Origin of the sequence: Pseudomonas vranovensis DSM 16006 (assembly GCF_000425805.1) — a bacterium.
Lineage (GTDB): Bacteria > Pseudomonadota > Gammaproteobacteria > Pseudomonadales > Pseudomonadaceae > Aquipseudomonas > Aquipseudomonas vranovensis.
Window position 1 is genome coordinate 194724 of the sequence record NZ_AUED01000004.1, and the last position, 22414, is coordinate 217137.

Genomic DNA, 22414 nt, shown 5'->3' on the forward strand with positions numbered 1-22414 from the left:
GCTTTCCCGGCATTCCAAAAATACGGCGAAGGTATTTGCCGCCACGAAGGCTCAGGTTTTAAATGCAAGCTCTTATTCCGTCAATGAAGCACTTGCAAATTTGTTATAGCTTATTTGCATATAGATAGCGCAAGTGTTCCATCGGCACTATTCGCAAAGCAGCCAGACGAGGGTCATACCATGAGCAATGCCGCACGCGCCGTAGCACCCGTCAGCCACGCGCTGGACATCCACCCGGTCGCCGGACGCATCGGTGCCGAGATCCGTGGGGTGCAGTTGAGCGCCGACCTTGAACCTGCCGTGATCGAGGCCATCCAGGCCGCGCTGGTACAGCACAAGGTCATCTTCTTCCGCGCCCAGCATCACCTCGATGACCAGGGGCAGGAAGCCTTTGCCCACTTGCTCGGCGAGCCGATTGCCCACCCCACCGTGCCGGTGCGCGAAGGCACCCGTTTCCTGCTGGAGCTGGACGGCGGTGAAGGGCGCCGGGCCAACTCCTGGCACACCGATGTGACCTTCGTGGATGCCTATCCCAAGGCTTCGATCCTGCGTTCGGTGGTGGCGCCCGAGTCGGGTGGCGACACCGTATGGGCCAACACGGCGACGGCCTATCAGGACTTGCCTGCCGAATTGCAGGCACTGGCCGATCAGCTGTGGGCGGTACACAGCAACGAGTACGACTACGCGGCGGCCAAGCCGAATGTCACCCTGGAGCAGCAGGAGAGCTATCGCCGGATCTTCACCTCCACGGTGTATGAAACTGAACACCCTGTGGTGCGGGTACACCCGGTCAGTGGTGAGAAAACCCTGCTGCTGGGCCACTTCGTCAAGCGCCTGAAGGGCTACTCGCAGTTCGATTCCACTCACCTGTTCAGCCTTCTGCAAAGCCACGTTACCCGCCTGGAGAACACCGTGCGCTGGCGGTGGCAGGCCGGTGACGTGGCGATCTGGGACAACCGCGCCACCCAGCATTACGCGGTGGATGACTATGGCACCCAGGGGCGGGTGGTGCGTCGGGTGACCTTGCAAGGGGATGTCCCGGTGGGCGTGACTGGGCAGCGGAGCCGGACGACGCGCGGGGTCTGATAGCGATTGCGGGGCAAGTCGAGACTTGCCCCGCGATGGTTTCACAGAATGCTGATCGGATAGCTGACGATGAGGCGGTTCTCATCAAAGGCGTTGCTGCTGTAGTCCCGGCGCATGGTCGAGTTGCGCCATTTGAACGAGAGGTTCTTCAGGGCGCCGGACTGGATCACATAGGCCAGCTCTGACTCCCGCGCCCATTCCTTGCCATCGGTGATCGCGCCGGTGTGCACGTTGTCACCGCTGATGTAGCGGTTCATCAAGATCAGGCCCGGCACGCCAACCCCGGCAAAGTTGAAGTCGTAACGCACCTGCCACGAGCGCTCCTGGGCGTTGTCGAAGCTCGAGTTGTAGCTGTCGTTGGCCAGGGTACCGCCGCTGGTACCGTTGACCCGCATCCAAGCGTCGTCGCCGCTGACTTTCTGCAGGCCGACGTAGAAGGTGCTGGCGCCATAGCGGGCCGAGAGCAGCGCCGAGGCGGTGCGGTTGTCGAGGTCGCCTGCGCGGGCTGCGCCGTCTTCCTTGCCAAGGAAGTAGCCAAGGTTGGCGCCCAGGGTCCAGTCGCCCAGCGGCTGGGTGTGGATCAGGTTGATGAACTGCTGGTTGTAGATGTCTTTGAGCTCGGCATTCCACAGGCCGATCTGCGTGCGCTTGTCGTTGAAGCTGTATTCGCCGCCGGCAAAGTTGAACCGGTCGGACGTGAAGGCCGCCCGGCCGTTCATCGACATGTCTTCCATGCTCGCATCGTTGCGCGGGCTGTTGCCGCGGAACTGGCCGGCATACAGGGTCAGGCCGGCGATTTCCTGGGAGGTGATCTGCCCGCCGCGGAAAGTCTGTGGCAGCGAGCGGCCGTCGTCCGAGCGCAGGATTGGTAGCACCGGCATCCATTCACCCACCTTCAGCTCGGTGTTCGATACCTTGGCCTTGAGCGCCACGCCCAGGCGGCCGAAGTCATCGGCCGGGCGACCGTCGTCATGTACCGGCAGCAGGTTGGTGTTAGCCGTGCCCCGGCCGCCATCGAGCTTGACCGAGTACAAGCCCAGTACATCCACGCCGAAGCCGACCACGCCCTGGGTGAAGCCGGAGCGGGCATCGAGGATGAAGCTCTGGGTCCATTCCTCGGCCTTGCCCTGAGGGTTGGCGGGGTCGACGAAATTGCGGTTGATGTAGAAGTTGCGCAGGTTGAGGCTGGCCTTGGCGTCTTCGACAAAACCACCGTCGGCCGCGAAGACGGGCAGGGCGCAAGTCATGGCCAGCAAGCCGGGAAGCAGGTGTCGTGCGGGTGGGAGTGCAGTCATGTTGTCTGTGTCTCTTGTTTTTATGTAAGCCGAAGCCATCCGCTGTGACGGTTAACGGTCACAGGCCGGGCAACGATCTTGGGGTAGAAACGTAGGAGTAGCTGCGAAAGGATGGTGCGGTGGCGGGCGGGGGTGAATCAATTCGTTACAGCCGGAGTTGGGCGATAATCGAACACTAACTGGTTGGTTAGTTTTGGAAGCATCGCGAGGCACGTTCGCTCCTGTGGGGGCGGGCTTGCCTCGCGAAGACATAAAAAAGCCCACCGCAAGGGTGGGCTCCTGAACCACAAGCCAGAATCAGCCTTTTGGCGTATCGACTGCTGCCTGCTGCTGCGCCTGACCGGTCTGCTCGTACCAGCCGCCGCCGAGGGCCTTGTACAGGTTGACCTCGCTGACCAGCTGCGACAGACGATCGCTGATCAACGCCTGCTGGGTGTTGAACAGCTGACGCTGGGCGTCGAGGAAGGTCAGGTTGCTGTCGACACCAATGCGGTAGCGACGCTCGGCCAGGCGGTAGTAGTCCTGGTTGGCGGCGACCAGGTCGCGTTGGGCCTGCAGCTGATCGTTGAAGGTCTTGCGCGCGGCGAGGCCATCGGAGACTTCCTGGAAGGCGGTCTGGATGGTTTTCTCGTACTTCGCGACGTTGATGTCCTTCTGGATCTTCGAGTAGTCAAGGCTGGCGCGCAGGGCACCGGCGTTGAAGATCGGCAGGTTGATCTGCGGCTGGAACAACCAGGTGCCCGAACCGCCCTTGAACAGCCCGTCCATGTCCGGGCTCAGGGTCCCGGCGTTGGCAGTCAGGCTGATGCTCGGGAAGAACGCTGCACGGGCCGCACCGATGTTGGCGTTGGCGGCCTTGAGCAGATGCTCGGCTTCCTGGATGTCCGGACGACGTTGCAGTACCTCGGACGGCATGCCGGCAGGTACTTCAGCCAGTACATCGCTGTCGAGGCTGCGCGCAGCAGGCAGGTCGGCCGGCAGGCCGGTACCGACCAGCACGGTCAGGCTGTTCAGGTCCTGGGCGACCAGGCGCTGGTACTGGGCCAGTTTGACCCGGGCACCTTCAACCGAGGTACGCGCCTGGCTCAAGTCCAGGGCAGAAGCCACACCCACTTCGTTGCTGCGCAAGGTCAGCGCATAGCTTTCCTCGTAGGTCTTGAGGGTGTCTTCGGTCAGCTTGAGCAGGGCCTGGTCGGCCTGCCAAGTGAAGTAGGCGTTGGCCACGCTGGCCACCAGGCTGATCTGGGTAGAGCGCCGGGCCTCTTCGCTGGACAGGTAGATTTCCAGTTGCTGCTCGGTAAGGCTGCGTACCCGGCCGAACAGGTCCAGCTCGTAGGCGCTCACCCCGAGGGTGGCCGAGTACTGGCTGGTGATCTCGGAATCACCGGTCTGCGACAGGTTGGCCGGCATCCGCTGGCGGCTGCCACTGCCGTTGGCGCTGACTGCCGGGAACAGGTCGGCCCGCTGGATGCGGTACTGCGCCCGGTAGGCATCGATGTTCAGTGCCGCGACCCGAAGGTCGCGGTTGTTGACCAGCGAGGTCTGGATCAACTGCTGCAGCGCCGGGTCATGGAAGAACTGACGCCAGCCCTGCTCGGCGGCAGCCACATCCGCCGACTCGGTCGGCGAATAGGCAGGGCCTTGCGGCCACTGCGCGGCCACCGGCGAGTCCGGGGTCTGGTAGTCAGGGATCAGCGAGCAGCCGCCAAGAATGAAAGCGGTTACCGCCAGGGACAACAGGGACTTACTCATTGCCCAGCCTCATAGCGTGGAGTTTCAGGTGTGGCGTCTTCTTCCGGCTTTTTGCTGCCGAACAGTGACGACACCGTAACGAAGAACAGCGGTACCCAGAAGATGGCCAGTACGGTGGCGGTCAGCATGCCGCCGATTACCCCGGTACCGATCGCATGCTGGCTGCCCGAGCCCGCACCGCTGGAGATAGCCAACGGTACCACGCCCAGGATGAACGCCAGCGAGGTCATGATGATCGGCCGCAGACGCATCCGGCAGGCTTCGATGGCCGCATCGATCAGGCTGCGGCCCTGCTCGTGCAGTTCCTTGGCAAATTCCACGATCAGAATCGCGTTCTTCGCCGCCAGACCAATGGTGGTCAACAGCCCCACCTGGAAGTACACGTCGTTGGACAGGCCACGCAGGCTGGTAGCCAGCAGGGCACCGATGATCCCCAGCGGTACCACGAGCATGACCGCGATCGGAATCGACCAGCTTTCATACAGCGCCGCCAGACACAGGAACACCATCAGCAGCGACAAGGCATACAGCGCCGGCGCCTGGGAACCCGACAGGCGCTCCTCGTACGACAGGCCGGTCCACGAGTAGCCGATACCCGCCGGCAATTGCGCGGCGATACGCTCGACTTCGAGCATGGCCTCACCGGTACTGTAGCCAGGGGCTGGCGCACCGAGGATTTCCATGGCTTCTACACCGTTGTAACGCGACAGCTTCGGTGCACCGTAGATCCACTCGCCGGTGGCGAAGGAGGAGAACGGCACCATCTCGCCGGCAGCGTTGCGCACGTACCACTTCTGCAGGTCTTCCGGGCTCATGCGTGAGCCGGGCTCACCCTGGATGTACACCTTCTTGACCCGACCGCGGTCGATGAAGTCGTTGACGTAGCTGGCACCCAGGGCAATCGACAGGGTGTTGTTGATGTCGGCAATGGTCACGCCCAGGGCACTGGCGCGTTCGTCGTCGACGGTCAGCTGGTACTGCGGTTCATCGTTCAGGCCGTTCGGACGTACTGCCGAGAGGATCTTGCTTTGAGCGGCCAGGCCGAGGAACTGGTTGCGCGCTTCCATCAGCTTGTCGTGGCCGACACCGGCACGGTCTTGCAGGAATACGTCGAAACCGGTGGCGTTACCCAGTTCCAGTACCGCAGGCGGGGCAAAGGCAAACACCATCGCGTCGCGGAAGCTGAAGAAGTGCTGCTGGGCACGGGCGGCCAGGTTGAACACGTTGTTCTCGGCAGAACGCTCGCCCCACGGTTTGAGCATGATGAAGGCCATGCCCGAGCTCTGTCCGCGGCCGGCGAAGTTGAAGCCGTTCACGGTGAACACGGAGGCCACGGTATCGGCTTCCTTGTCGAGCAGGTAGGCACGCATTTCATCGATCACCACTTGGGTCCGCTCGGCACTGGAGCCGGCCGGGGTCTGCACCTGGGCGAAGAGTACGCCCTGGTCTTCCTCGGGAAGGAACGCGGTAGGGATGCGCATGAACAGCCAGATCATGCCGACCATGATCAGCAAGTAGGCCAGCAGGTACGGTGCCTTGTGACGCAGGATGTTGCCCACGCCACGCTCGTAGCTTTTGACGCTGCGGTCGAAGTTGCGGTTGAACCAGCCGAAGAAGCCGCGCTTGGGCGTGCCATGCTCACCCTTCGGAATCGGCTTGAGCATGGTGGCGCACAGGGCTGGGGTGAAGATCAGCGCAACGATCACCGACAGGGCCATGGCCGACACGATGGTGATCGAGAACTGCTTGTAGATCACCCCGGTGGAGCCGCCGAAGAACGCCATCGGCAGCAGTACTGCCGACAGTACCAGGGCGATACCGACCAGGGCGCCCTGGATCTGGCCCATGGATTTCTTCGTCGCTTCCTTGGGTGACAGGCCTTCTTCGGCCATTACCCGCTCGACGTTCTCCACCACGACGATGGCATCGTCCACCAGCAAGCCGATCGCCAGCACCATGCCGAACATGGTCAGGGTGTTGATACTGAAGCCCGCCGCGGCCAGGATGCCGAAGGTGCCGAGCAGTACCACAGGCACGGTCATGGTGGTGATGATGGTGGCGCGGAAGTTCTGCAGGAACAGGTACATCACCAGGAACACCAGCACGATCGCTTCGATCAGGGTGTGGATTACCCCGCTGATCGACTCGGTTACCACTGGCGTGGTGTCGTACGGGAACACCGCTTTCATGCCTTCAGGGAAGAAGGGCTCGAGGTCACTGATGGTCTTGCGCAGGGCTTTGGCGGTGTCCAGGGCGTTGGCCCCGGTTGCCAGCTTGACCGCCAGACCCGACGCCGGCTTGCCGTTGAACTGGGCGCTGACGGCGTAGTTTTCACCGCCAAGCGCTACAGTGGCGACATCCTTCAGGCGCACTTGCGAGCCGTCGCGGTTGACCTTGAGCAGGATCTTTTCGAACTGCTCGGCGGTCTGCAGACGGGTCTTGCCGATGATGGTGGCGTTCAGTTGCTGGCCGGGCAGGGCAGGCAGGCCGCCGAGCTGACCGGACGACACCTGGACGTTCTGCGCCGCCACGGCGGTGCGTACATCGACCGGAGTCAGCTGGAACTTGTTCAGCTTGGCCGGATCGAGCCAGATCCGCATCGCGTACTGGGCACCGAAGACCTGGAAGTCACCGACACCCGCGGTACGCGAGATCGGGTCCTGCATGTTAGACACGATGTAGTTGGCCAGGTCGTCCTTGGACATGCTGCCGTCTTCGGATACCAGGCCGATCACCAGCAGGAAGTTCTTCACTGCCTTGGTCACGCGGATACCCTGCTGCTGTACTTCTTGCGGCAGCAGCGGGGTGGCCAGGTTCAGCTTGTTCTGCACCTGGACCTGGGCGGTGTCGGGGTTGGTCCCCTGCTCGAAGGTCGCGGTGATGGTCATGCTGCCGTCGGAGTTACTTTCCGACGATACATAACGCAAGTTGTCGATACCGTTGAGCTGCTGCTCGATCACCTGTACCACAGTGTCCTGCACGGTCTGCGCCGAGGCGCCCGGATAGGTCACGGCAATGGCGATGGCCGGCGGAGCAATGCTGGGGTACTGGTTGATCGGCAACTTCAGGATCGACAAGGCGCCGACCAGCATGATCACCAAGGCGATCACCCAAGCAAAGATCGGGCGATCGATAAAAAATCTCGACATGGTTTACTCCCCTTTGGCCCCTGCAGTCTTTGCATTGGCCTGGGTTGGCTGAGCAGGCTTGACGTTGGTGGCTTCGCTGACCTTGACCTCGACACCTGGCTTGACGAACTGCAAGCCTTCGGTGATCACCCGGTCACCGGCGTTCAGGCCTTCGGTGATCAGCCAGTCGCTACCGACGGTACGCGTGGCCTTGAGCTGGCGCAGCTCGACCTTGTTCTCCTGGTTGACGATCAAGGCGGTTGGCTGGCCCTTCAGGTCGCGGGTCACGCCTTGTTGCGGGGCGAGGATCGCCTGGGCGTTGACACCGGCTTTCAGTCGCGCGTGGACGAACATGCCCGGCAGCAGGTTGTGCTCGGGGTTCGGGAACACGGCGCGCAGGGTCACGGAACCGGTGGTCGGGTCGACCGACACTTCGGAGAACTCCAGGCGACCTTCCTGGCGGTAGGTGCTGCCATCTTCCAGGGTCAAGGTGACCTTGGCGGCGTTTTCACCGACTTTCTGCAACTGGCCGCTTTCCAGTTCACGGCGCAGCTTGAGCAGCTCGGCCGAAGACTGGGTGACGTCTACATAGATCGGGTCAAGCTGCTGGATCACCGCCATGGCATCGGCCTGGCCGTTGTTCACCAGTGCGCCTTCGGTAACTGCGGAGCGACCGATACGGCCGCTCAGTGGCGCCAGGACCTTGGTGTAGCGCAGGTCGATCTGGGCGCTGCGCAGTGAGGCTTCAGCCTGCAAACGTTTGGCTTGTGCGTCGTCGTATTCCTGGCGGCTGACCGCCTGTTCGGCCACCAGCTGCTTGTAGCGCTCGGACAGCGAACGGGTCGATTGCAGGTTGGCCTGGGCGCTGGCCAGGGTCGCTTCGTACACCGAAGGGTCGATCTGGTAGAGCTGCTGGCCCTCCTTGACCTCGGTGCCTTCCTTGAACAGGCGCTTGAGGATGATGCCATTGACCTGCGGACGCACTTCGGCGATCCGGTAGGCAGTGGTACGCCCCGGAAGATCGGAGGTGAGGGTATAGGCTTGGGTTTGCAGGGTGACGACGCCGACCTGAGGAGTTTGCGCTTCTGGCGCGGCCTCTTCCTTTTTACAGCCGCTGAGCAGTGTTGCCAGGGCGACGGCGGATACCAGAGCGGTAACAGCTGGCTTGAATTGCATGAAGATCCTCGGGTCGCAAGAGCTGAAGACGCTCAAGAATAAATGGAAAGGATGCGAATAGAAAAAAAGTTGTCGTGTGGATAAATAGCTTGCTAAGGAATATACTTACATTCATGGTTGTTTGTAAATACCTTGCAGGCGATGCCCCATGTCGTCGCAAGCCCAGAATTTAACCGGTAACAACCTGTAAAAAGTTGATCCGGCTCAGCCCCCGGGTGCTCGTGCATGTCCCCGGGTTTTGATGAGGTCGTACTGCCATGGTCCGTCGAACCAAAGAAGAAGCCCAGGAAACCCGCGCCCAGATTCTCGAAGCTGCGGAAAAGGCCTTCTACAAGCGCGGCGTCGCGCGAACCACATTGGCGGATATCGCCAAGCTTGCCGGCGTTACCCGTGGTGCCATCTATTGGCATTTCAACGACAAGGCCGAGCTGGTCGAAGCCATGCTCGACAGCCTGCACGAGCCGCTCGACGCCCTTGCCCGGGCCAGTGAAAGCGAAGAGGAGCTTGATCCGCTTGGCTGCATGCGCAAGTTGCTGGTCCAGCTGATGCACCAGATGGTGCTTGACCCGAAAACCCGGCGAATCAATGAAATTCTGCATCACAAGTGCGAGTTCACCGACGATATGTGCGAGATTCGCCAGCAACGGCAGACCTCGACGGTGGAATGTCATGCCCATATCGCGTTGTCGCTGGGCAATGCAGTGAAGCGCGGGCAACTGCCCGCCGATGTAGATCCGGATCGTGCGGCGATGGCGATCTACTTCTATATTGATGGCCTGATTCGCCGCTGGCTGTTGCTGCCGGAAAGTTTCGACCTCTTGGGTGAAGCGGAGCAGTGGGTCGATACTGGGCTGGATATGCTGCGCTTGAGTCCTTCCTTGCGCAAATGACACTTTGTGAAGGTTTGTGATGAATTGTTTCCACGGCCTTCACTCATTTCCTACTGGCGACCTCGCAATTGCCTATCCGGTAACGCCAATGCCGCTGCCAGCCCGAGCAGCGAGACCATTGCACTGCCGAGCAACAGATTGCGGAACGTCATCGTCAGCTCTTCCTGTATCTGCAGGCTCGGCTCGCCCGCCTTGAGGCTGCCGAGCAGTGCATCCCCAGCCAGGCTCAGGCCGCCATCCTGCAACATCGCCAGCAACAGTGCCGACATGCATGCCACGCCCATGGCACCGCCCAGTGAGCGGAACAGGTTGGTGGTGCTGGTGGCCACGCCGATATCCCGCGGCTCCACCGCGCTCTGGGTCGCCACCAGCGAGGTGGGGAACTGCAAGCCCGAGGCAATTCCGGTCAGGATCATGAACAGGCCACTGAGCCAGGCGGCTTGGGGGGGCGTGAACGCCATGCCGACAATGGCAAATGGCATCATCAACGCACCCCCCAGTATCTGTGGTTTGAAGCGACCGGTGAAACTGGTGAGGCGCCCCCCGCAATAGGCACCGATCGGCAAGCCGATGGCCAGCGGTAGCAGGTGCAGGGCCGCGCTGTCGGCGCCTGCGCCGGTAATGCTCTGGTAGCGCAGCGGCATCAGCATCGTCAGGGAGATGGCCTGGAAACTGGTGAAGAAAATGGTGCACCAGCACAGGGTGGCGACGGGGTTGGAGAACAACTTCAGTGGCAGCAAAGGCTCGGGCGCACGGCGTTCGTGAAGCACGAATACAGAAAGGCCGAGCAGGGCGCAGAGCAGCAGGCTCGCCACTTGTGAGGAGTACCAGGGGTGGCCCTGACCGATCAGGGTGATGCCCAGCAGCAAACTGCTCAGACCAAAAATCAGCAGGGCGGCGCCAACGTAGTCGACCCGCGCCCGACCTTGCGGCACCACCAGGGTTCGCAGCGCACGTCGGGTCACCCACCAAGCCACCAGGCCCAGCGGCAGGTTCAACCAGAACACCCCGCGCCATGACAGGTACTCGGTCAAATACCCGCCCAATACCGGGCCCGTGACACTGGCAAGCGCATACATGCTGCTGAAATAACCCTGGTAGCGACCGCGCTCCCGTGGCGGCACGAAGTCGCCGATGATTGCCTGGCTGACCGAAACCATGCCGCCGGCACCAATCCCTTGCAGTACCCGCGCCAGCACCAGTTGCTCCATGTTCTGGGCAACTGCGCAGAACAGCGACGCCAGGGTGAACAGCGCGGTACCGGTGAGGATCATCCGCCGCCTGCCATACAGGTCACCGAGCTTGCCATAGATCGGCACGGCCACGGTCATCGCGACCATGTAGCCAGAGATCACCCAGGCCAGGAGGCCGACATCGTTGAATTGCGCGGAGATCGCCGGCATCGACACGGCGACGATAGTCTGGTCCAGCGCGCCAAGGAAAATCGCCAGCATCAGGGCGACAAGCACACTGCGCAGGAGGGGTTGCGGGGTATTGAGTTGCGTCACAGGCCAGCTCTGAAGGCAGGGTTGTTCCACAGGCTCATTGCTGTGGAAGTGAGTGCTGGCCAGTGTACTCGATAGCTTGCTAAGCGTCTGCCCCGGTGTTACCTCAGGGCGCTCAGGGTTGCGGTGTGCGGCACGCAATGGGCAAGGCTGCAACTGGCTGCCGAATTTGGCTGATGGCGAGCCTGTTCGACGCGATAGGCGGCTGCGGAGTAGAGCCCGACCACCGAGACGATGGCAAAGACCACGGCGCATTTTCTGGATTTGAGGCCCATGATGCTCACCTCTTTCAACAGCACACAGGTGCTATTGAAAGCATAGGCCAGCTTTGCCAGCAGTGCCCGGTCTAGAGCAGATCGCGGTCCCATTCCGGCTCGGCGGTAAAACGCTCGGCGAGAAAGTCGAGCATGCTGCGCAAGGTGGCCGGCATGTGCTTGCGGGAGGTGTAGACGGCGGTCAGGTTCAGTTCCTGCGGGCGGGCCTTGGGCAGCAAGCGAACCAGTTCGCCACTACGCAGGGCGGCGGCGGTCTGATAGGTGGGCAGCATGGCAATGCCGGCGCCGGCCAGCGCCGCACGCTGCAGCGTCATGGCCTCGTTGGCGCTGATGTTGCCCTGCACCGGCACCGACACCACTTCGCCTTCCACGTCGAAATGCCAGAGGCTGCGGCCGAAGTAGGAGTGGGTCAGGCAATTGTGCCGGGCAAGGTCCTGGACCTGCTCTGGAACCGGGTGTTCGCGCAGGTAGGCAGGGGAGGCGCAGATCACCGAGCGGCAGACGCTCAGGCGGCGGGCGATCAGGTTGGGATCAAGGTCGTTGCTGGTGCGGATGGCCAGATCGATGCGTTCGTCCACCAGGTTGACCGTGCGATCGAGCATCTGCAGGTCGATCTTCACCCCAGGGTAGCGTTTGACGTAGTCGGCCAGTGCATCCATCAATTGCGCCTGGCCAAACGAAGTGCTGACACTGATGCGCAACTCGCCCCGCGGGGCATCATTTGGCGCGCTCACTGCGGCTTGCAGGTCGCCCGCCAGTTCCAGCATCTGCCGGCAGCGCGGCAAGGTTTCCTGGCCGGCGGCGGTCAGGCTCAGGCGGCGGGTGGTGCGCTGCATCAGGCGGGCCCCGACCCAGTCTTCAAGCTCTGCCAGATAGCGCGAAACCACGGGCCGTGAAAGGTCCAGATGCTCAGCCGCCGCCGATTGGCTGCCCAGGTCCACCACGCTGACGAAGACCCGCATTGCGGTCAGACGATCCATGATTTGCCCGATTTCAGAAATAAACTATGTCAAAGCATCGCATTTTTTGTATCGGTTCGTGCAACTAAGCTGTTGCTCAAGCCCACCCACAGGAATTGCCTGATGCGTCGTTCATTCTCCTTTCGCCGCTTGCTGCTGGCTTTCGCCACCTTGGGTGCGTTGGCTCAGGCCAATGCTGCCGGGCAGCTGCTGCAACTGGATGTCTATAACCCGGGTACGGATGCCTTGTTCCCGGTCAGCTCGGTGATCGTCAGTGGCAAGCACGACGCCATTCTTGTCGATGCCCAGTTCGGCAAAGCCCAGGCGGAGCAAGTTCTGGCCAGGCTGCAGGCCAGCGGCAAGCAACTGACCACCATCTATGTCAGCCATGGCGATCCGGACTATTACTTCGGCTTGCAGACCCTGACCGACGCCTATCCTCAAGCCAGGGTCGTGGCTTCGGCGGCAACGGTGGCGCACATCAAGCAAACCATGAACGCCAAGCTGGCGTACTGGGGCCCGCAGATGGGAACCGACAAACCGACCAGGCTAGTGGTGCCGGACGTGATGGATGGCAATCGACTGGCGCTTGAAGGGCAACAGTTGGAAGTGATCGGTCTCGATGGCCCACAGCCGGATCGCAGCTTCGTCTGGATTCCCTCGATCAAGGCGGTTGTCGGCGGTGTGGTGGTCGCGCAGAACCTTCACGTGTGGATGGCCGACACCCAGACGGTGCAGTCGCACAAGGACTGGCTGGCGACCCTTGCGCGCATTGAACAGCTCAAACCGCAGGTGGTGGTGCCGGGACACTATCTGGGACAGCCCGGCGAGTCGCTTGAAGCGGTGCACTTCACCGCCAGCTACATCCGCGCGTTCGACCAAGAATCCGCCAAGGCCGGCAATGCCGCCGAGTTGATTGCAGCAATGAAAAAGCGCTACCCGGACCTGGGTGAAGCGAGCTCGCTGGAGCTCAGCGCCAAGGTCGCCAAGGGCGAGATGAAGTGGTAGGCAACATTCAATTCTGACTGGAGGTGTTTCATGAGCAACATCGCAATCATCGGGGCGACCGGGCGTGCCGGCAGCCAATTGTTGGAAGAAGCGCTGCGTCGTGGTCACCGTGTCACTGCCATCGCCCGTGATCCGTCGAAACTGCAGGGCCGTGAAGGGGTGAAGACCGTGGCGCTGGATGTCAGCGATGCCGTGGGGCTGGAGCAGGCGCTGGCTGGGCATGACGTGGTGCTCAGTGCGGCGCATTTTTCCAGCATCAAGCCCCAGGCAATCATCGAACCGGTGAAGAAGGCCGGGGTCAAGCGCCTGCTGGTGGTGGGCGGGGCGGGTAGCCTGTTGTTGCCGTCGGGGCACAAGGTCATTGATAGCCCGGATTTCCCTGAAGCCTACAAGGCCGAAGCCACTGCTGGTGGGCATTACCTCGACACCTTGCGTCAGGAAAAGGAGCTGGACTGGACCTTTCTGTCACCCTCGGCCGAGTTCGTTGAAGGGCCACGCACTGGCAACTACAACACCGGCAAGGACCACTTGCTGATGGGGGCCGACGGCAAGAGCTGGATCAGTTTTGCCGACTACGCCATCGCCATGCTCGATGAGGTGGAAAAGCCAGCCCATTCGCGCCAGCGTTTCACGGTAGGAGCGGCTGTGGGAGCGGGCTTGCCCCGCGATAGCGTTTAACCTGTCACAGCGCCTCGTAGGGCAAGCCCGCTCCCACAGCGGCCTGCTCACACAGCCAGTCGAGCAATTCCTGCAGGGCCGGCGACGCCGAGCCTTGCGGGCGGACCAGGTAGTAGGCCTGCCCCGTACACACTTTTAGCGGGAAGGGCGTCACAAGCCGCCCACAGCGCAGGTCATCACCAATCAGCGACCAGTCACCAATCGCTACGCCGGTGCCCTGCGAGGCCATGGACATGGCCATGTCCAGGGTCTCGAAATGCTGGTTCTTGCCATGTCCAGCCAGGTGAGCACCGGCTGCACCGAGCCAGACGTTCCAGTCGTGCTGATCGCGTGTCGGGTGCAGCAACATATGCTGCTCCAGGTCCGCCAGCTGCCCCAAGGGCAGGGGGCCAGCCAGCAATTGCGGCGCACACACCGGCGTCAGTTGCTCATCGAACAGCTTCATCTTGTGCAAGCCATGATTGGGCGCCGCGCCATACACCACGGCGGCATCGAACACTTCCCGCCGAAAATCCACACCATGCTGCACCGTGGTGGTCAGTTCCACCGGTACCTCCGGGCGTAACGCTTGCCACTCCATCAGCCGTGGCAACAGCCAGCGCATTACGCAAGTGGGCGCCTTGAGCTGCAAGGTAGCGCTGCGCACGCCGACCTGCTGCACGCCTTCCTCGATCAGTGCGAACACCTGCTGGACCCGTGGCAGCCAGTCCTGGCCTTCACGGGTCAGGCTCAAGCCGCGCGCCTGGCGCAGGAACAGGGCATAGCCGAGGTGATCTTCGAGCCCGGCGATCTGGCGGCTGACGGCCCCCTGAGTAATGTGCAGCAGTTGTGCTGCGCGGGTGAAGTTGCAGCACTGGGCAGTGACCAGGAAGGTGTGCAGGGCGGGCAGGGGCGGGAGGCGTTTCATTGGGAGTCAGCCATGATCTGTAGACATGGCTAGTATGAGCTTTTATGCATTGTGCCGGTAGCGTTGCGGCGGTCCAATAAAGCCTGTTTTCAGCACAACGACAGGCACACGAACATGGCGACTTGCGGCGAAGTACTGGTCAAACTCCTTGAAGGCTATGGCGTGGACCATGTCTTCGGAATTCCCGGCGTGCATACCGTCGAACTCTACCGGGGGTTGGCGCGATCTTCCATCCGGCATATCACCCCGCGCCATGAGCAAGGTGCAGGATTCATGGCTGACGGTTATGCCCGCACCCGTGGCAAGCCGGGTGTGTGCTTCATCATTACCGGTCCTGGCATGACCAACATCACCACCGCCATGGGCCAGGCCTACGCCGACTCGATCCCGATGCTGGTGATTTCCAGCGTGCAGTCGCGCAATGCACTGGGTGGCGGGCGCGGCAAGCTGCACGAGCTGCCGGCCCAGGGCAGCCTGGTGGCCGGTGTCGCGGCCTTCTCGCATACGCTGATGAGCGCCGATGACCTGCCCATGGTGCTGGCCCGCGCCTTCGCCGTATTCGACGGTGCCCGGCCGCGTCCGGTGCATATCGAGATTCCCCTGGATGTACTTGTCGAAGACGCTGACCACCTGCTGGCCTGCGCACCGGTACGCGTTGCCCGTGCAGGCGCCGCACCGGCTCCGGTAGCGCAAATGGCGGCCTTGCTGGCTGGCGCACGTCGACCGCTGATCCTGGCCGGTGGCGGCGCCATTGACGCCAGCTCGGCGCTGACCCGTCTGGCCGAGTACCTGCAGGCACCGGTGGCCTTGACCATCAACGCCAAGGGTGTGCTGCCTTCGAGCCATCCGCTGCAAATCGGCTCGACCCAGTCGCTGGTGGCCACGCGTGCCCTGGTGGCCGAGGCGGACGTGGTGCTGGCAATCGGTACCGAGCTTGGTGAAACCGATTACGACGTCACCTTCAAGGGCGGTTTCGAAATACCTGGCCGTTTGCTGCGTATCGATATCGACCCAGACCAGACGGTGCGCAACTACCCACCAGAAATTGCCCTGGTGGCCGACGCCACGGTCGCGACCCAGGCCTTGCTGGTGGCCCTGGCCGAACTGCCGGCGCCAGTGCGCGGCAATGAATGGGGCGCCAGTCGTGCCGAGCGCCTGCGTGCAACGCTGCTGGCAGACTGGGACCTGCCGATGCACAGCCAGACGCGCATGCTCAAGACGCTGCTCGACACCCTGCCGGGCGCGATCCTGATCGGCGACTCGACCCAGCCGGTCTACACCGGCAACCTGACCCTGGACATGGACCAGCCACGTCGCTGGTTCAATGCCTCGACCGGTTACGGCACCCTGGGTTATGCCTTGCCGGCGGCCATGGGGGCCTGGCTGGGCAGTGCCGAAGCTATCAATGAGCGAGCGCCGGTGGTCTGCCTGATCGGCGATGGCGGCCTGCAGTTCACCCTGCCTGAGCTGGCCAGTGCCACCGAAGCACAGGTGCCACTGATCGTGCTGCTGTGGAACAACCAGGGCTACGAGGAAATCAAGAAGTACATGGTCAACCGCGCCATTGAACCGGTGGGCGTGGACATTCATACCCCGGACTTCATTGGTGTCGCCAAGGCGCTGGGCTGCGCAGCCGAGACTGTGGCGGGCGTCGAGTCGTTGCGTGAAGCGCTGCGCCAGGCTTGCGACCGCAAGGGGCCGAGCCTGATCGAAATCAACCAGCAGCAGTGGCAGCAGGCGGTGCAAGCATGATGAAGCTGCCAGGCCTTTTCATTGACGGTGTATGGCAACACGGGTCGCATCCGCTGATGGTGATCAATCCGAGCAACGAGCAGTTGCTGGCTGAAGTGCATGGCGGAGATGGGGCCGCCGTGGATCGCGCCACGGCGGCGGCTTGGGCAGCTTTCGGTGCCTGGTCGGGCAGCAGCGGCGCCGAGCGCGCCAAGGTGTTGCGGACCATCGCCGAGGGTGTCGAGCAACGCCGTGAGCGATTGGTGTTTCTGCAGGCCAGCAACAATGGCAAACCGCAGGCCGAAGCGCAGATGGATGTCGACGATGTGATCGCCACCTTCCGCTACTACGCCGAACTGGCCGATGGTCTGGATGCCGGACAGGACAGCGCGGTGGCACTGCCCAGCGATGACTTTGTCGCCCGCCTGCGGCGCGAGCCTTGCGGTGTCGTGGGGCTGATCGTGCCGTGGAACTTCCCCATGGTCACCACCGCCTGGAAGCTGGCGCCTGCCTTGGCAGCTGGCTGCTGTGTGGTACTCAAGCCGTCGGAAGTCACCCCGCTGGCAGAGTTGGAGCTGGCGGGCATCATTGCCGAGGCCGGTTTGCCGGAGGGCGTGTTCAACTTGGTGTGTGGCACCGGTATCGCCGTAGGTGTACCGCTGGCGGCGGACCCGCGCATCGCGAAGATTTCGTTTACCGGCAGCAACGCGGTAGGGGTGCAGGTGATGCAACGCGCCGCTGAAACCATCAAGGGCGTGAGCCTGGAACTGGGCGGCAAATCCTCATTGCTGGTGCTGGCGGAGGCCGACCTTGAACTGGCGGTTGAACTGGCTTGCCTGGGCGGCTTTTTCAACGCTGGGCAAATGTGCTCGGCGACCAGCCGGGTGCTGGTCGCCGAGGCCTTGTACCCGGATTTTATCGCCCGTTTGAAAACGCGTACCGAGATGATCAGGGTCGGTGAGCCGTTCACGGGCGAACATGAAATGGGTCCTCTGGTGAACGCGTTGCAGTACCAGCGCGTGCAAGGGCATATCGCGGCGGGCCTGGAGTCCGGTGCCCGGTTGCTGTGCGGTGGCGCGCGTCCGCTGGATCTACCCTGCGGCTATTTCATCAGCCCTACGGTGTTCACCGATGTGCCGCTGGACAGCGCACTGTGGCGCCAGGAGATCTTTGGCCCGGTGCTTTGTGTGCGGCCGGTTGCCAATGAAGCCGAGGCTGTTGCCCTGGCCAATGACAGCGAATTTGGCCTGGTGGCCAGTGTGATCAGCAACGATCTGGTGGCCGCCGAGCGTGTGGCCAATGCCTTGCAGGCGGGGCTTGTGTGGATCAACGCACCGCAGGTGATCTTCCCGCAGACGGCCTGGGGTGGTTACAAGCAGAGCAGCATCGGGCGGGAGCTTGGGCCTTGGGGGCTGAGCGCGTTCCAGGAGATCAAGCATGTGGTGAGGGCGGTTTAAGCGGTTCGCACTGTAGGAGCGGGCTTGCCCCGCGATAGCGAATGCCAGGTCGTAGCAGATGGGTTGGATGTGCCGGCCCTTCGCGGGGCAAGTCGAGACGTCGCACCGCCGCTCCTACAGGGTGCTGCGCAGGCGCGCCAGGTCGCGTACTGGCGGCGCGCCGTACAGCCGGCTGTACTCGCGGCTGAACTGCGACGGGCTCTCGTACCCCACCCGATACCCGGCCACCGCCGCTTCCAGGCCATCGTTGAGCATCAACCGCCGCGCCTCTTGCAGGCGCAGCTGTTTCTGGTACTGCAGCGGGCTCATGGAGGTGACCGCCTTGAAGCGGTGGTGCAGGGTCGAGCTGCTCAGGTTCACTTCCCGGGCCAGGTCGTCGATGCGCAGCTGGCGATGAAAATGCTGGTTCAGCCATTCGATGGCCTGGCACACCCGATGGGTCTGGCTGTTGGACATGGCAATCTCATACAGCCGGTAACCCTGCGGCCCGCGCAACAGGCGGTAAAGAATTTCGCGGCGAATCAGCGGCGCCAGCACCGCGATATCCTTGGGCGTATCCAGCAGGCGGATCAAGCGCAGCAAGGCATCGAGCAACTGCGGGTCGGTACGCTCCACATACAAGCCCCGGCCCGATGGGAGTGCCGGCACGCCCATCGGGCCGGCCTCGGCGATCAGGTTGTTGATCTGTGCCGGATCAATGTTCATCCGCACGCCAAGGCTCGGGTTCTCCGGGCTGGCCTCCAGCAATACGCCACTGATCGGCAATGCCACCGACAGCACCATGTAGTGCAACGGGTCGTAGACGTAGCGCTCATCGCCCAGGCAAATCTCTTTGCTGCCATGGGCCAGGATGCACAGGGCGGGCTCGGCCAGGGCCGGCATCGAACGCACGCTTTCGGTGTATTGCACCACGTACAAGTCTTCAATTGCCGATTCGACGTTGGCGGCGCGCGGTGCGTGACGACGTACCAGATCAGCCAGCTCCTGGCGTTGCTGCTCCAGGGCAGGATCGAGGATCTGGCGGTCAGGGGTGGCAGTGTTCATGGCGGCGATTCCGGATTAGAACCTGTGCAGCATAGGTTTGTGCAAGCAGTGACGCTAGCCGGGTGCTGTCGTCTGCTTGCCTGATCCTGCCGCGCGCAGGATCAGGCAATCGCGCGACAGGAATGGCCTAACGGCACGCGCGAGGCGTCGCCTAACCTGTGCAGCCTGGCAATAACAACTGGCTGCTCTAGGAGACATGCTCATGACCTCGTCGCATTTGGTCACCCACCTTGCTTTCATCCGGGCCAGCAGCGGTCGTTCAGTGGAACTGGGCGAGCGCTTGCGCCAACTGCTGGAACCGTCGAGACAGGCGCCGGGGTGCCTGCACTTCAACCTGCAACAGTCCCAGGCCGATGCCGATCTGTGGCTGTTGAGCGGTTTCTGGCGCGATCACCAGGCGATGAGCGGCTACTTTGCCTCGCCAACACTGGACCTGTTCGGCGAACTGGTTCAGGCCCAGGTGGTCGCCAGTCTCGACCTGCATACCTTTGGTGAGCCGTCTGCGGGTTAGAATGGCGGTTTCAGGCAATCGATGTGGATCTGAGGCACATGGCACGTAAAGAGTTTTCGCAGTTTGAAGCCGTTTCGGCAGCCGTCCGCGGTGAAGAAGGATACAACGCAGCAATCGCCGTCAAAGGCCTGGGCGCCACCGGCGCACCGCGCTTTCACAAGGTGCTTGAGGGGCAGACCTTCAAGACCGCCCTGGCCGCCGACGAAGCGGCCTGCGCCGAGCTGGAGCGCCTGCAGGGCGTCAGCGACGAGGCCGAGCTGATCTGGTAATCAGCCGTTGACTTGCGGGCGGGCCATCTTGAACAGGTTGCCCAGCTCGAAGTAATCCGCAGGACCACCCCCCCGCAGGATCGGCTGCGCCGCGGCGGTATCGTATATACCGTCCTTGAGCAGATGCTCGGCAATATGCACCGCTACTACTTCACCCAGGATCAACCAGCTTGGCACCAGCACCTGGTCTGCCCGTTGCAGTTGGATGATCTGGGTGACCTTGCACTCGAACGACACTGGGCTTTCCTGCACCCGGGGTACGGCAATGACCTTGGACGCCACGGGGGTCAGGCCACTCAAGGTGAACTCATCGACCTCGGGCGAAACGGCGGCGCAGCTCTGATTCATGGCCTCGGCCAGCGGGCGCGTGGCCAAGTTCCAGGCGAACTCACCGGTCTTCTCGATGTTGTTCAGGCTGTCTTTGCGCCCGACGCTGGAGAAGCCGATGATCGGTGGAATGTAGTTGAAGGCGTTAAAGAAGCTGTAGGGCGCGAGGTTCAGCCGGCCTTCGGCATCCTGGGACGAGATCCAGCCGATGGGACGTGGGCCGACGATGGCATTGAAAGGGTCGTGGGGCAGGCCATGGCCTTTTGCGGGTTCGTAGTAGTACATCTGCGCTGGCCGTAAGGCCTTTCCTGTGAGAAAGCGCCTAGTGTGCCAAGGCTTTGCCTGGCTGAAAACGATTAAGCCCGGCCGAAGCCGGGCTGACTGCTTCACATCAGGGCTTAACTGATGCGGTGGGCCTGGGTGCGATCGAAGCCATCTTCAGCGAAGCGGGCACCGCCAGTGCGGTCAAAACCGTCTTCGGCGAATTTGGCGGCGCCGGTGCGATCGAAGCCGTCTTCAGCGAATTTGGCAGCACCTGTGCGATCGAAACCATCTTCTGCATACGTAGCCGACTGGCTCTGGATAGCGCTGAAGCTGTGGGCGTTGGTGCGGTCGAAACCGTCTTCGGCGAAAGCGTTGGCAGCCAGTACCGAGAAGGCCAAGGTCAGGATCAGTTTGCTTTTCATGGTGGTTGCTCCGGGGTGGTGTGGGGTTGTTTGTTTCTATGGGTTCAATGCTACGCCGATTAAATTGATTAAAAAGCGCAAAAAATTACGCATAACAATCGTATTGTTCGATATTTGAGCGCGCGGCAAGCCCGCTCCTACCGGGTAGGAGCGGGCTTGCCGCGATTCACATCCTTACAATGAACCCCCCGGATTAATTACCCGTTAAACGAAAAAGGGGCGTCCATTGCTGGACGCCCCTTTTGGCTACCGGGTTTGGCCGAGGCTTCAGTCAGTGGTAATGCGCGAGTGCTTCTGGGTGTCCTTCATGAACAGGTACACCAGCAGTGAACAGGCGATACACGCGGTCACGTACCAGTAGAAGCCAGTCTCCATGCCGACGCTCTTGAACCACAGCGCCACGTACTCGGCGGTACCGCCGAAGATCGACACGGTCAGTGCGTAGGGCAGGCCGACGCCCAGGGCGCGGATCTCGGTCGGGAACAGTTCGGCTTTGACCACGGCGTTGATCGAGGTGTAGCCGCTGACGATGATCAGCGCCGCCATGATCAGGAAGAACGCGCCCCACCAGCTCTGGATGGTGTGCAGGGTGGTCAGGATCGGTACGGTGAACAAGGTGCCCAGTACGCCGAAGGCGATCAGGATCGGGCGACGGCCGATCTTGTCGGACAGGGTGCCGATAATCGGTTGTAGGCACATGAACAGGAACAGCGTCGCCGCCGAAATGGTGGTCGAGTCGCTGATGCTCATGCCCACCGTGTTCACCAGGTACTTCTGCATGTAAGTGGTGTAGGTGTAGAACGCCAGGGTACCGCCCATGGTCAGGCCGACCACGGTTGCCAGTTCCTTCGGATGGCGCATCAGGGTGCGCATCAGGCTTTCCTTGGACTTTTCCTTCTTGGTGAAGGAGGCGGTTTCTTCCATCCCGCGACGCAGGTACAGGGCCACGACCGCGCACAGGGCTCCGATCACGAACGGTACGCGCCAGCCCCAGGCATACAGCTGCTCGGTGGTCAGGGTCTGCTGGAGGATGATCAAGACCGCCAGGGCGATGAGCTGGCCGGAGATCAGGGTGACGTACTGGAAGCTTGAGAAAAAGCCGCGACGTTCCTTGGTGGCCATTTCGCTGAGGTAGGTGGCCGAGGTGCCGTATTCACCGCCAACCGACAGGCCTTGCATCAGGCGCGCGACCACCAGCAGGACAGGGGCCGCCACACCAATCGTTTCGTAGCCCGGAGTCAGGGCAATGACCAGCGAACCCGCGCACATCAGCAGCACCGAAGCCATCAGGGCAGCCTTGCGGCCCTTGCGGTCGGCGTAGATACCCATCAGCCAGCCGCCGATCGGGCGCATCAAAAAGCCCACGGCGAAAATCGCGGCGGTGTTCAGGAGCTGTGCGGTGGTGTCGCCGGTCGGGAAGAAGGCCTTGGCGAAGTACAGGGAAAACGCGGCGTAGACGTACCAGTCGTACCACTCGACCATGTTGCCGATCGAACCACTGAAGATCGACTTGAGACGGCTACGAGTGGTTTTTTCTGCGGCAGGCGCAATAGCCGCCCCAGCAGGCAGGGTAGAGGAGTTATCCATTGACGGAACCTTCTAGTTGTTTTTGTGGAGCGCGCCGAAACGCAGCCTGGCAGGGCTATAGCAGGAGCTGTGCCAGGTTCAGGAGGCCCGTTCTAGAAGGGTTTGCGCAAATAGATGAGCGGAAATCCGCCTATTGTCCGGCG

At 62.1% G+C, this 22414-nt stretch carries 20 protein-coding genes; 8 read left to right on the forward strand and 12 right to left on the reverse strand.

Annotated features, from left to right (window positions below; all coding sequences use genetic code 11):
* Positions 1–180 precede the first annotated feature (180 nt).
* Entirely contained in the window at positions 181–1086 is a 906-nt protein-coding gene (locus H621_RS0110595) for a TauD/TfdA dioxygenase family protein (protein WP_028943374.1), read from the forward strand.
* Positions 1087–1127: 41 nt separating this feature from the next.
* On the opposite strand, the gene H621_RS0110600 is transcribed toward H621_RS0110595, so the two are convergent.
* The 4 genes from H621_RS0110600 to H621_RS0110615 form a co-directional block, all read right to left on the reverse strand.
* A complete protein-coding gene (locus tag H621_RS0110600) occupies positions 1128–2381 on the reverse strand; it encodes an OprD family porin (RefSeq protein ID WP_028943375.1) in 1254 nt (417 codons plus the stop codon).
* Between the two features lie 297 nt (positions 2382–2678).
* On the reverse strand, positions 2679–4133 hold the full coding sequence (gene adeC, locus H621_RS0110605) for an AdeC/AdeK/OprM family multidrug efflux complex outer membrane factor (protein ID WP_028943376.1): 1455 nt from the start codon (positions 4131–4133) through the stop codon (positions 2679–2681).
* Complete coding sequence (locus H621_RS0110610; protein WP_028943377.1) at positions 4130–7282, reverse strand: efflux RND transporter permease subunit; 3153 nt, start codon at positions 7280–7282, stop codon at positions 4130–4132. The genes adeC and H621_RS0110610 overlap by 4 nt, the downstream gene beginning before the upstream one ends.
* A 3-nt stretch (positions 7283–7285) precedes the next feature.
* Positions 7286–8437, reverse strand: coding sequence for an efflux RND transporter periplasmic adaptor subunit (locus H621_RS0110615; RefSeq protein WP_028943378.1), 1152 nt, complete (start codon positions 8435–8437; stop codon positions 7286–7288).
* Positions 8438–8694: 257 nt separating this feature from the next.
* Here H621_RS0110615 and H621_RS0110620 point away from each other — a divergent pair, with 257 nt between their 5' ends.
* Positions 8695–9327 (forward strand): TetR family transcriptional regulator, encoded by a 633-nt coding sequence (locus H621_RS0110620; protein ID WP_028943379.1) that lies wholly within the window; start codon positions 8695–8697, stop codon positions 9325–9327.
* A gap of 50 nt (positions 9328–9377) precedes the next feature.
* On the opposite strand, the gene H621_RS0110625 is transcribed toward H621_RS0110620, so the two are convergent.
* The 3 genes from H621_RS0110625 to H621_RS0110630 all read right to left on the reverse strand — a co-directional run bounded on the left by H621_RS0110625 (position 9378) and on the right by H621_RS0110630 (position 12087).
* On the reverse strand, positions 9378–10835 hold the full coding sequence (locus H621_RS0110625) for an MDR family MFS transporter (protein WP_028943380.1): 1458 nt from the start codon (positions 10833–10835) through the stop codon (positions 9378–9380).
* A gap of 98 nt (positions 10836–10933) precedes the next feature.
* Entirely contained in the window at positions 10934–11107 is a 174-nt protein-coding gene (locus H621_RS28720) for a hypothetical protein (protein WP_167332102.1), read from the reverse strand.
* A gap of 71 nt (positions 11108–11178) precedes the next feature.
* Positions 11179–12087: a LysR family transcriptional regulator gene (locus H621_RS0110630; protein WP_028943381.1), complete on the reverse strand. Its 909-nt coding sequence runs from the start codon at positions 12085–12087 to the stop codon at positions 11179–11181.
* Between the two features lie 102 nt (positions 12088–12189).
* Here H621_RS0110630 and H621_RS0110635 point away from each other — a divergent pair, with 102 nt between their 5' ends.
* Together H621_RS0110635 and H621_RS27025 are read left to right on the forward strand one after the other, a co-directional pair.
* A complete protein-coding gene (locus H621_RS0110635) occupies positions 12190–13074 on the forward strand; it encodes an MBL fold metallo-hydrolase (protein WP_028943382.1) in 885 nt (294 codons plus the stop codon).
* Positions 13075–13104: 30 nt separating this feature from the next.
* Entirely contained in the window at positions 13105–13752 is a 648-nt protein-coding gene (locus H621_RS27025; protein ID WP_051270504.1) for an NAD(P)-dependent oxidoreductase, read from the forward strand.
* Positions 13753–13756: 4 nt separating this feature from the next.
* On the opposite strand, the gene H621_RS0110645 is transcribed toward H621_RS27025, so the two are convergent.
* Positions 13757–14659, reverse strand: a complete 903-nt coding sequence (locus tag H621_RS0110645; RefSeq protein WP_028943383.1) for a LysR substrate-binding domain-containing protein — start codon at positions 14657–14659, stop codon at positions 13757–13759.
* Positions 14660–14773: 114 nt separating this feature from the next.
* On the opposite strand from H621_RS0110645, the gene H621_RS0110650 reads away from it, so the two are divergent.
* Positions 14774–16411, forward strand: coding sequence for a 5-guanidino-2-oxopentanoate decarboxylase (locus H621_RS0110650; RefSeq protein WP_028943384.1), 1638 nt, complete (start codon positions 14774–14776; stop codon positions 16409–16411).
* Positions 16408–17847, forward strand: a complete 1440-nt coding sequence (locus tag H621_RS0110655) for an aldehyde dehydrogenase family protein (RefSeq protein ID WP_036989684.1) — start codon at positions 16408–16410, stop codon at positions 17845–17847. The genes H621_RS0110650 and H621_RS0110655 overlap by 4 nt, the downstream gene beginning before the upstream one ends.
* 114 nt (positions 17848–17961) lie before the next feature.
* On the opposite strand, the gene H621_RS0110660 is transcribed toward H621_RS0110655, so the two are convergent.
* Complete coding sequence (locus H621_RS0110660; protein WP_028943386.1) at positions 17962–18891, reverse strand: AraC family transcriptional regulator; 930 nt, start codon at positions 18889–18891, stop codon at positions 17962–17964.
* 202 nt (positions 18892–19093) lie between these two features.
* Here H621_RS0110660 and H621_RS0110665 point away from each other — a divergent pair, with 202 nt between their 5' ends.
* Together H621_RS0110665 and H621_RS0110670 are read left to right on the forward strand one after the other, a co-directional pair.
* A complete protein-coding gene (locus tag H621_RS0110665) occupies positions 19094–19402 on the forward strand; it encodes an antibiotic biosynthesis monooxygenase family protein (RefSeq protein ID WP_028943387.1) in 309 nt (102 codons plus the stop codon).
* Positions 19403–19440: 38 nt separating this feature from the next.
* The gene (locus H621_RS0110670; protein ID WP_028943388.1) at positions 19441–19671 is read left to right on the forward strand and encodes a hypothetical protein; all 231 of its coding nucleotides are present in this window, start codon (positions 19441–19443) and stop codon (positions 19669–19671) included.
* Here H621_RS0110670 and H621_RS0110675 read toward each other — a convergent pair whose 3' ends face one another.
* The 3 genes from H621_RS0110675 to H621_RS0110685 all read right to left on the reverse strand — a co-directional run bounded on the left by H621_RS0110675 (position 19672) and on the right by H621_RS0110685 (position 22271).
* The gene (locus H621_RS0110675; RefSeq protein WP_028943389.1) at positions 19672–20283 is read right to left on the reverse strand and encodes a flavin reductase family protein; all 612 of its coding nucleotides are present in this window, start codon (positions 20281–20283) and stop codon (positions 19672–19674) included.
* A 113-nt stretch (positions 20284–20396) separates the two neighbouring features.
* On the reverse strand, positions 20397–20684 hold the full coding sequence (locus H621_RS0110680) for a hypothetical protein (RefSeq protein WP_028943390.1): 288 nt from the start codon (positions 20682–20684) through the stop codon (positions 20397–20399).
* Positions 20685–20951: 267 nt separating this feature from the next.
* Positions 20952–22271: an MFS transporter gene (locus H621_RS0110685; protein WP_028943391.1), complete on the reverse strand. Its 1320-nt coding sequence runs from the start codon at positions 22269–22271 to the stop codon at positions 20952–20954.
* Between the last annotated feature and the right edge of the window lie 143 nt (positions 22272–22414).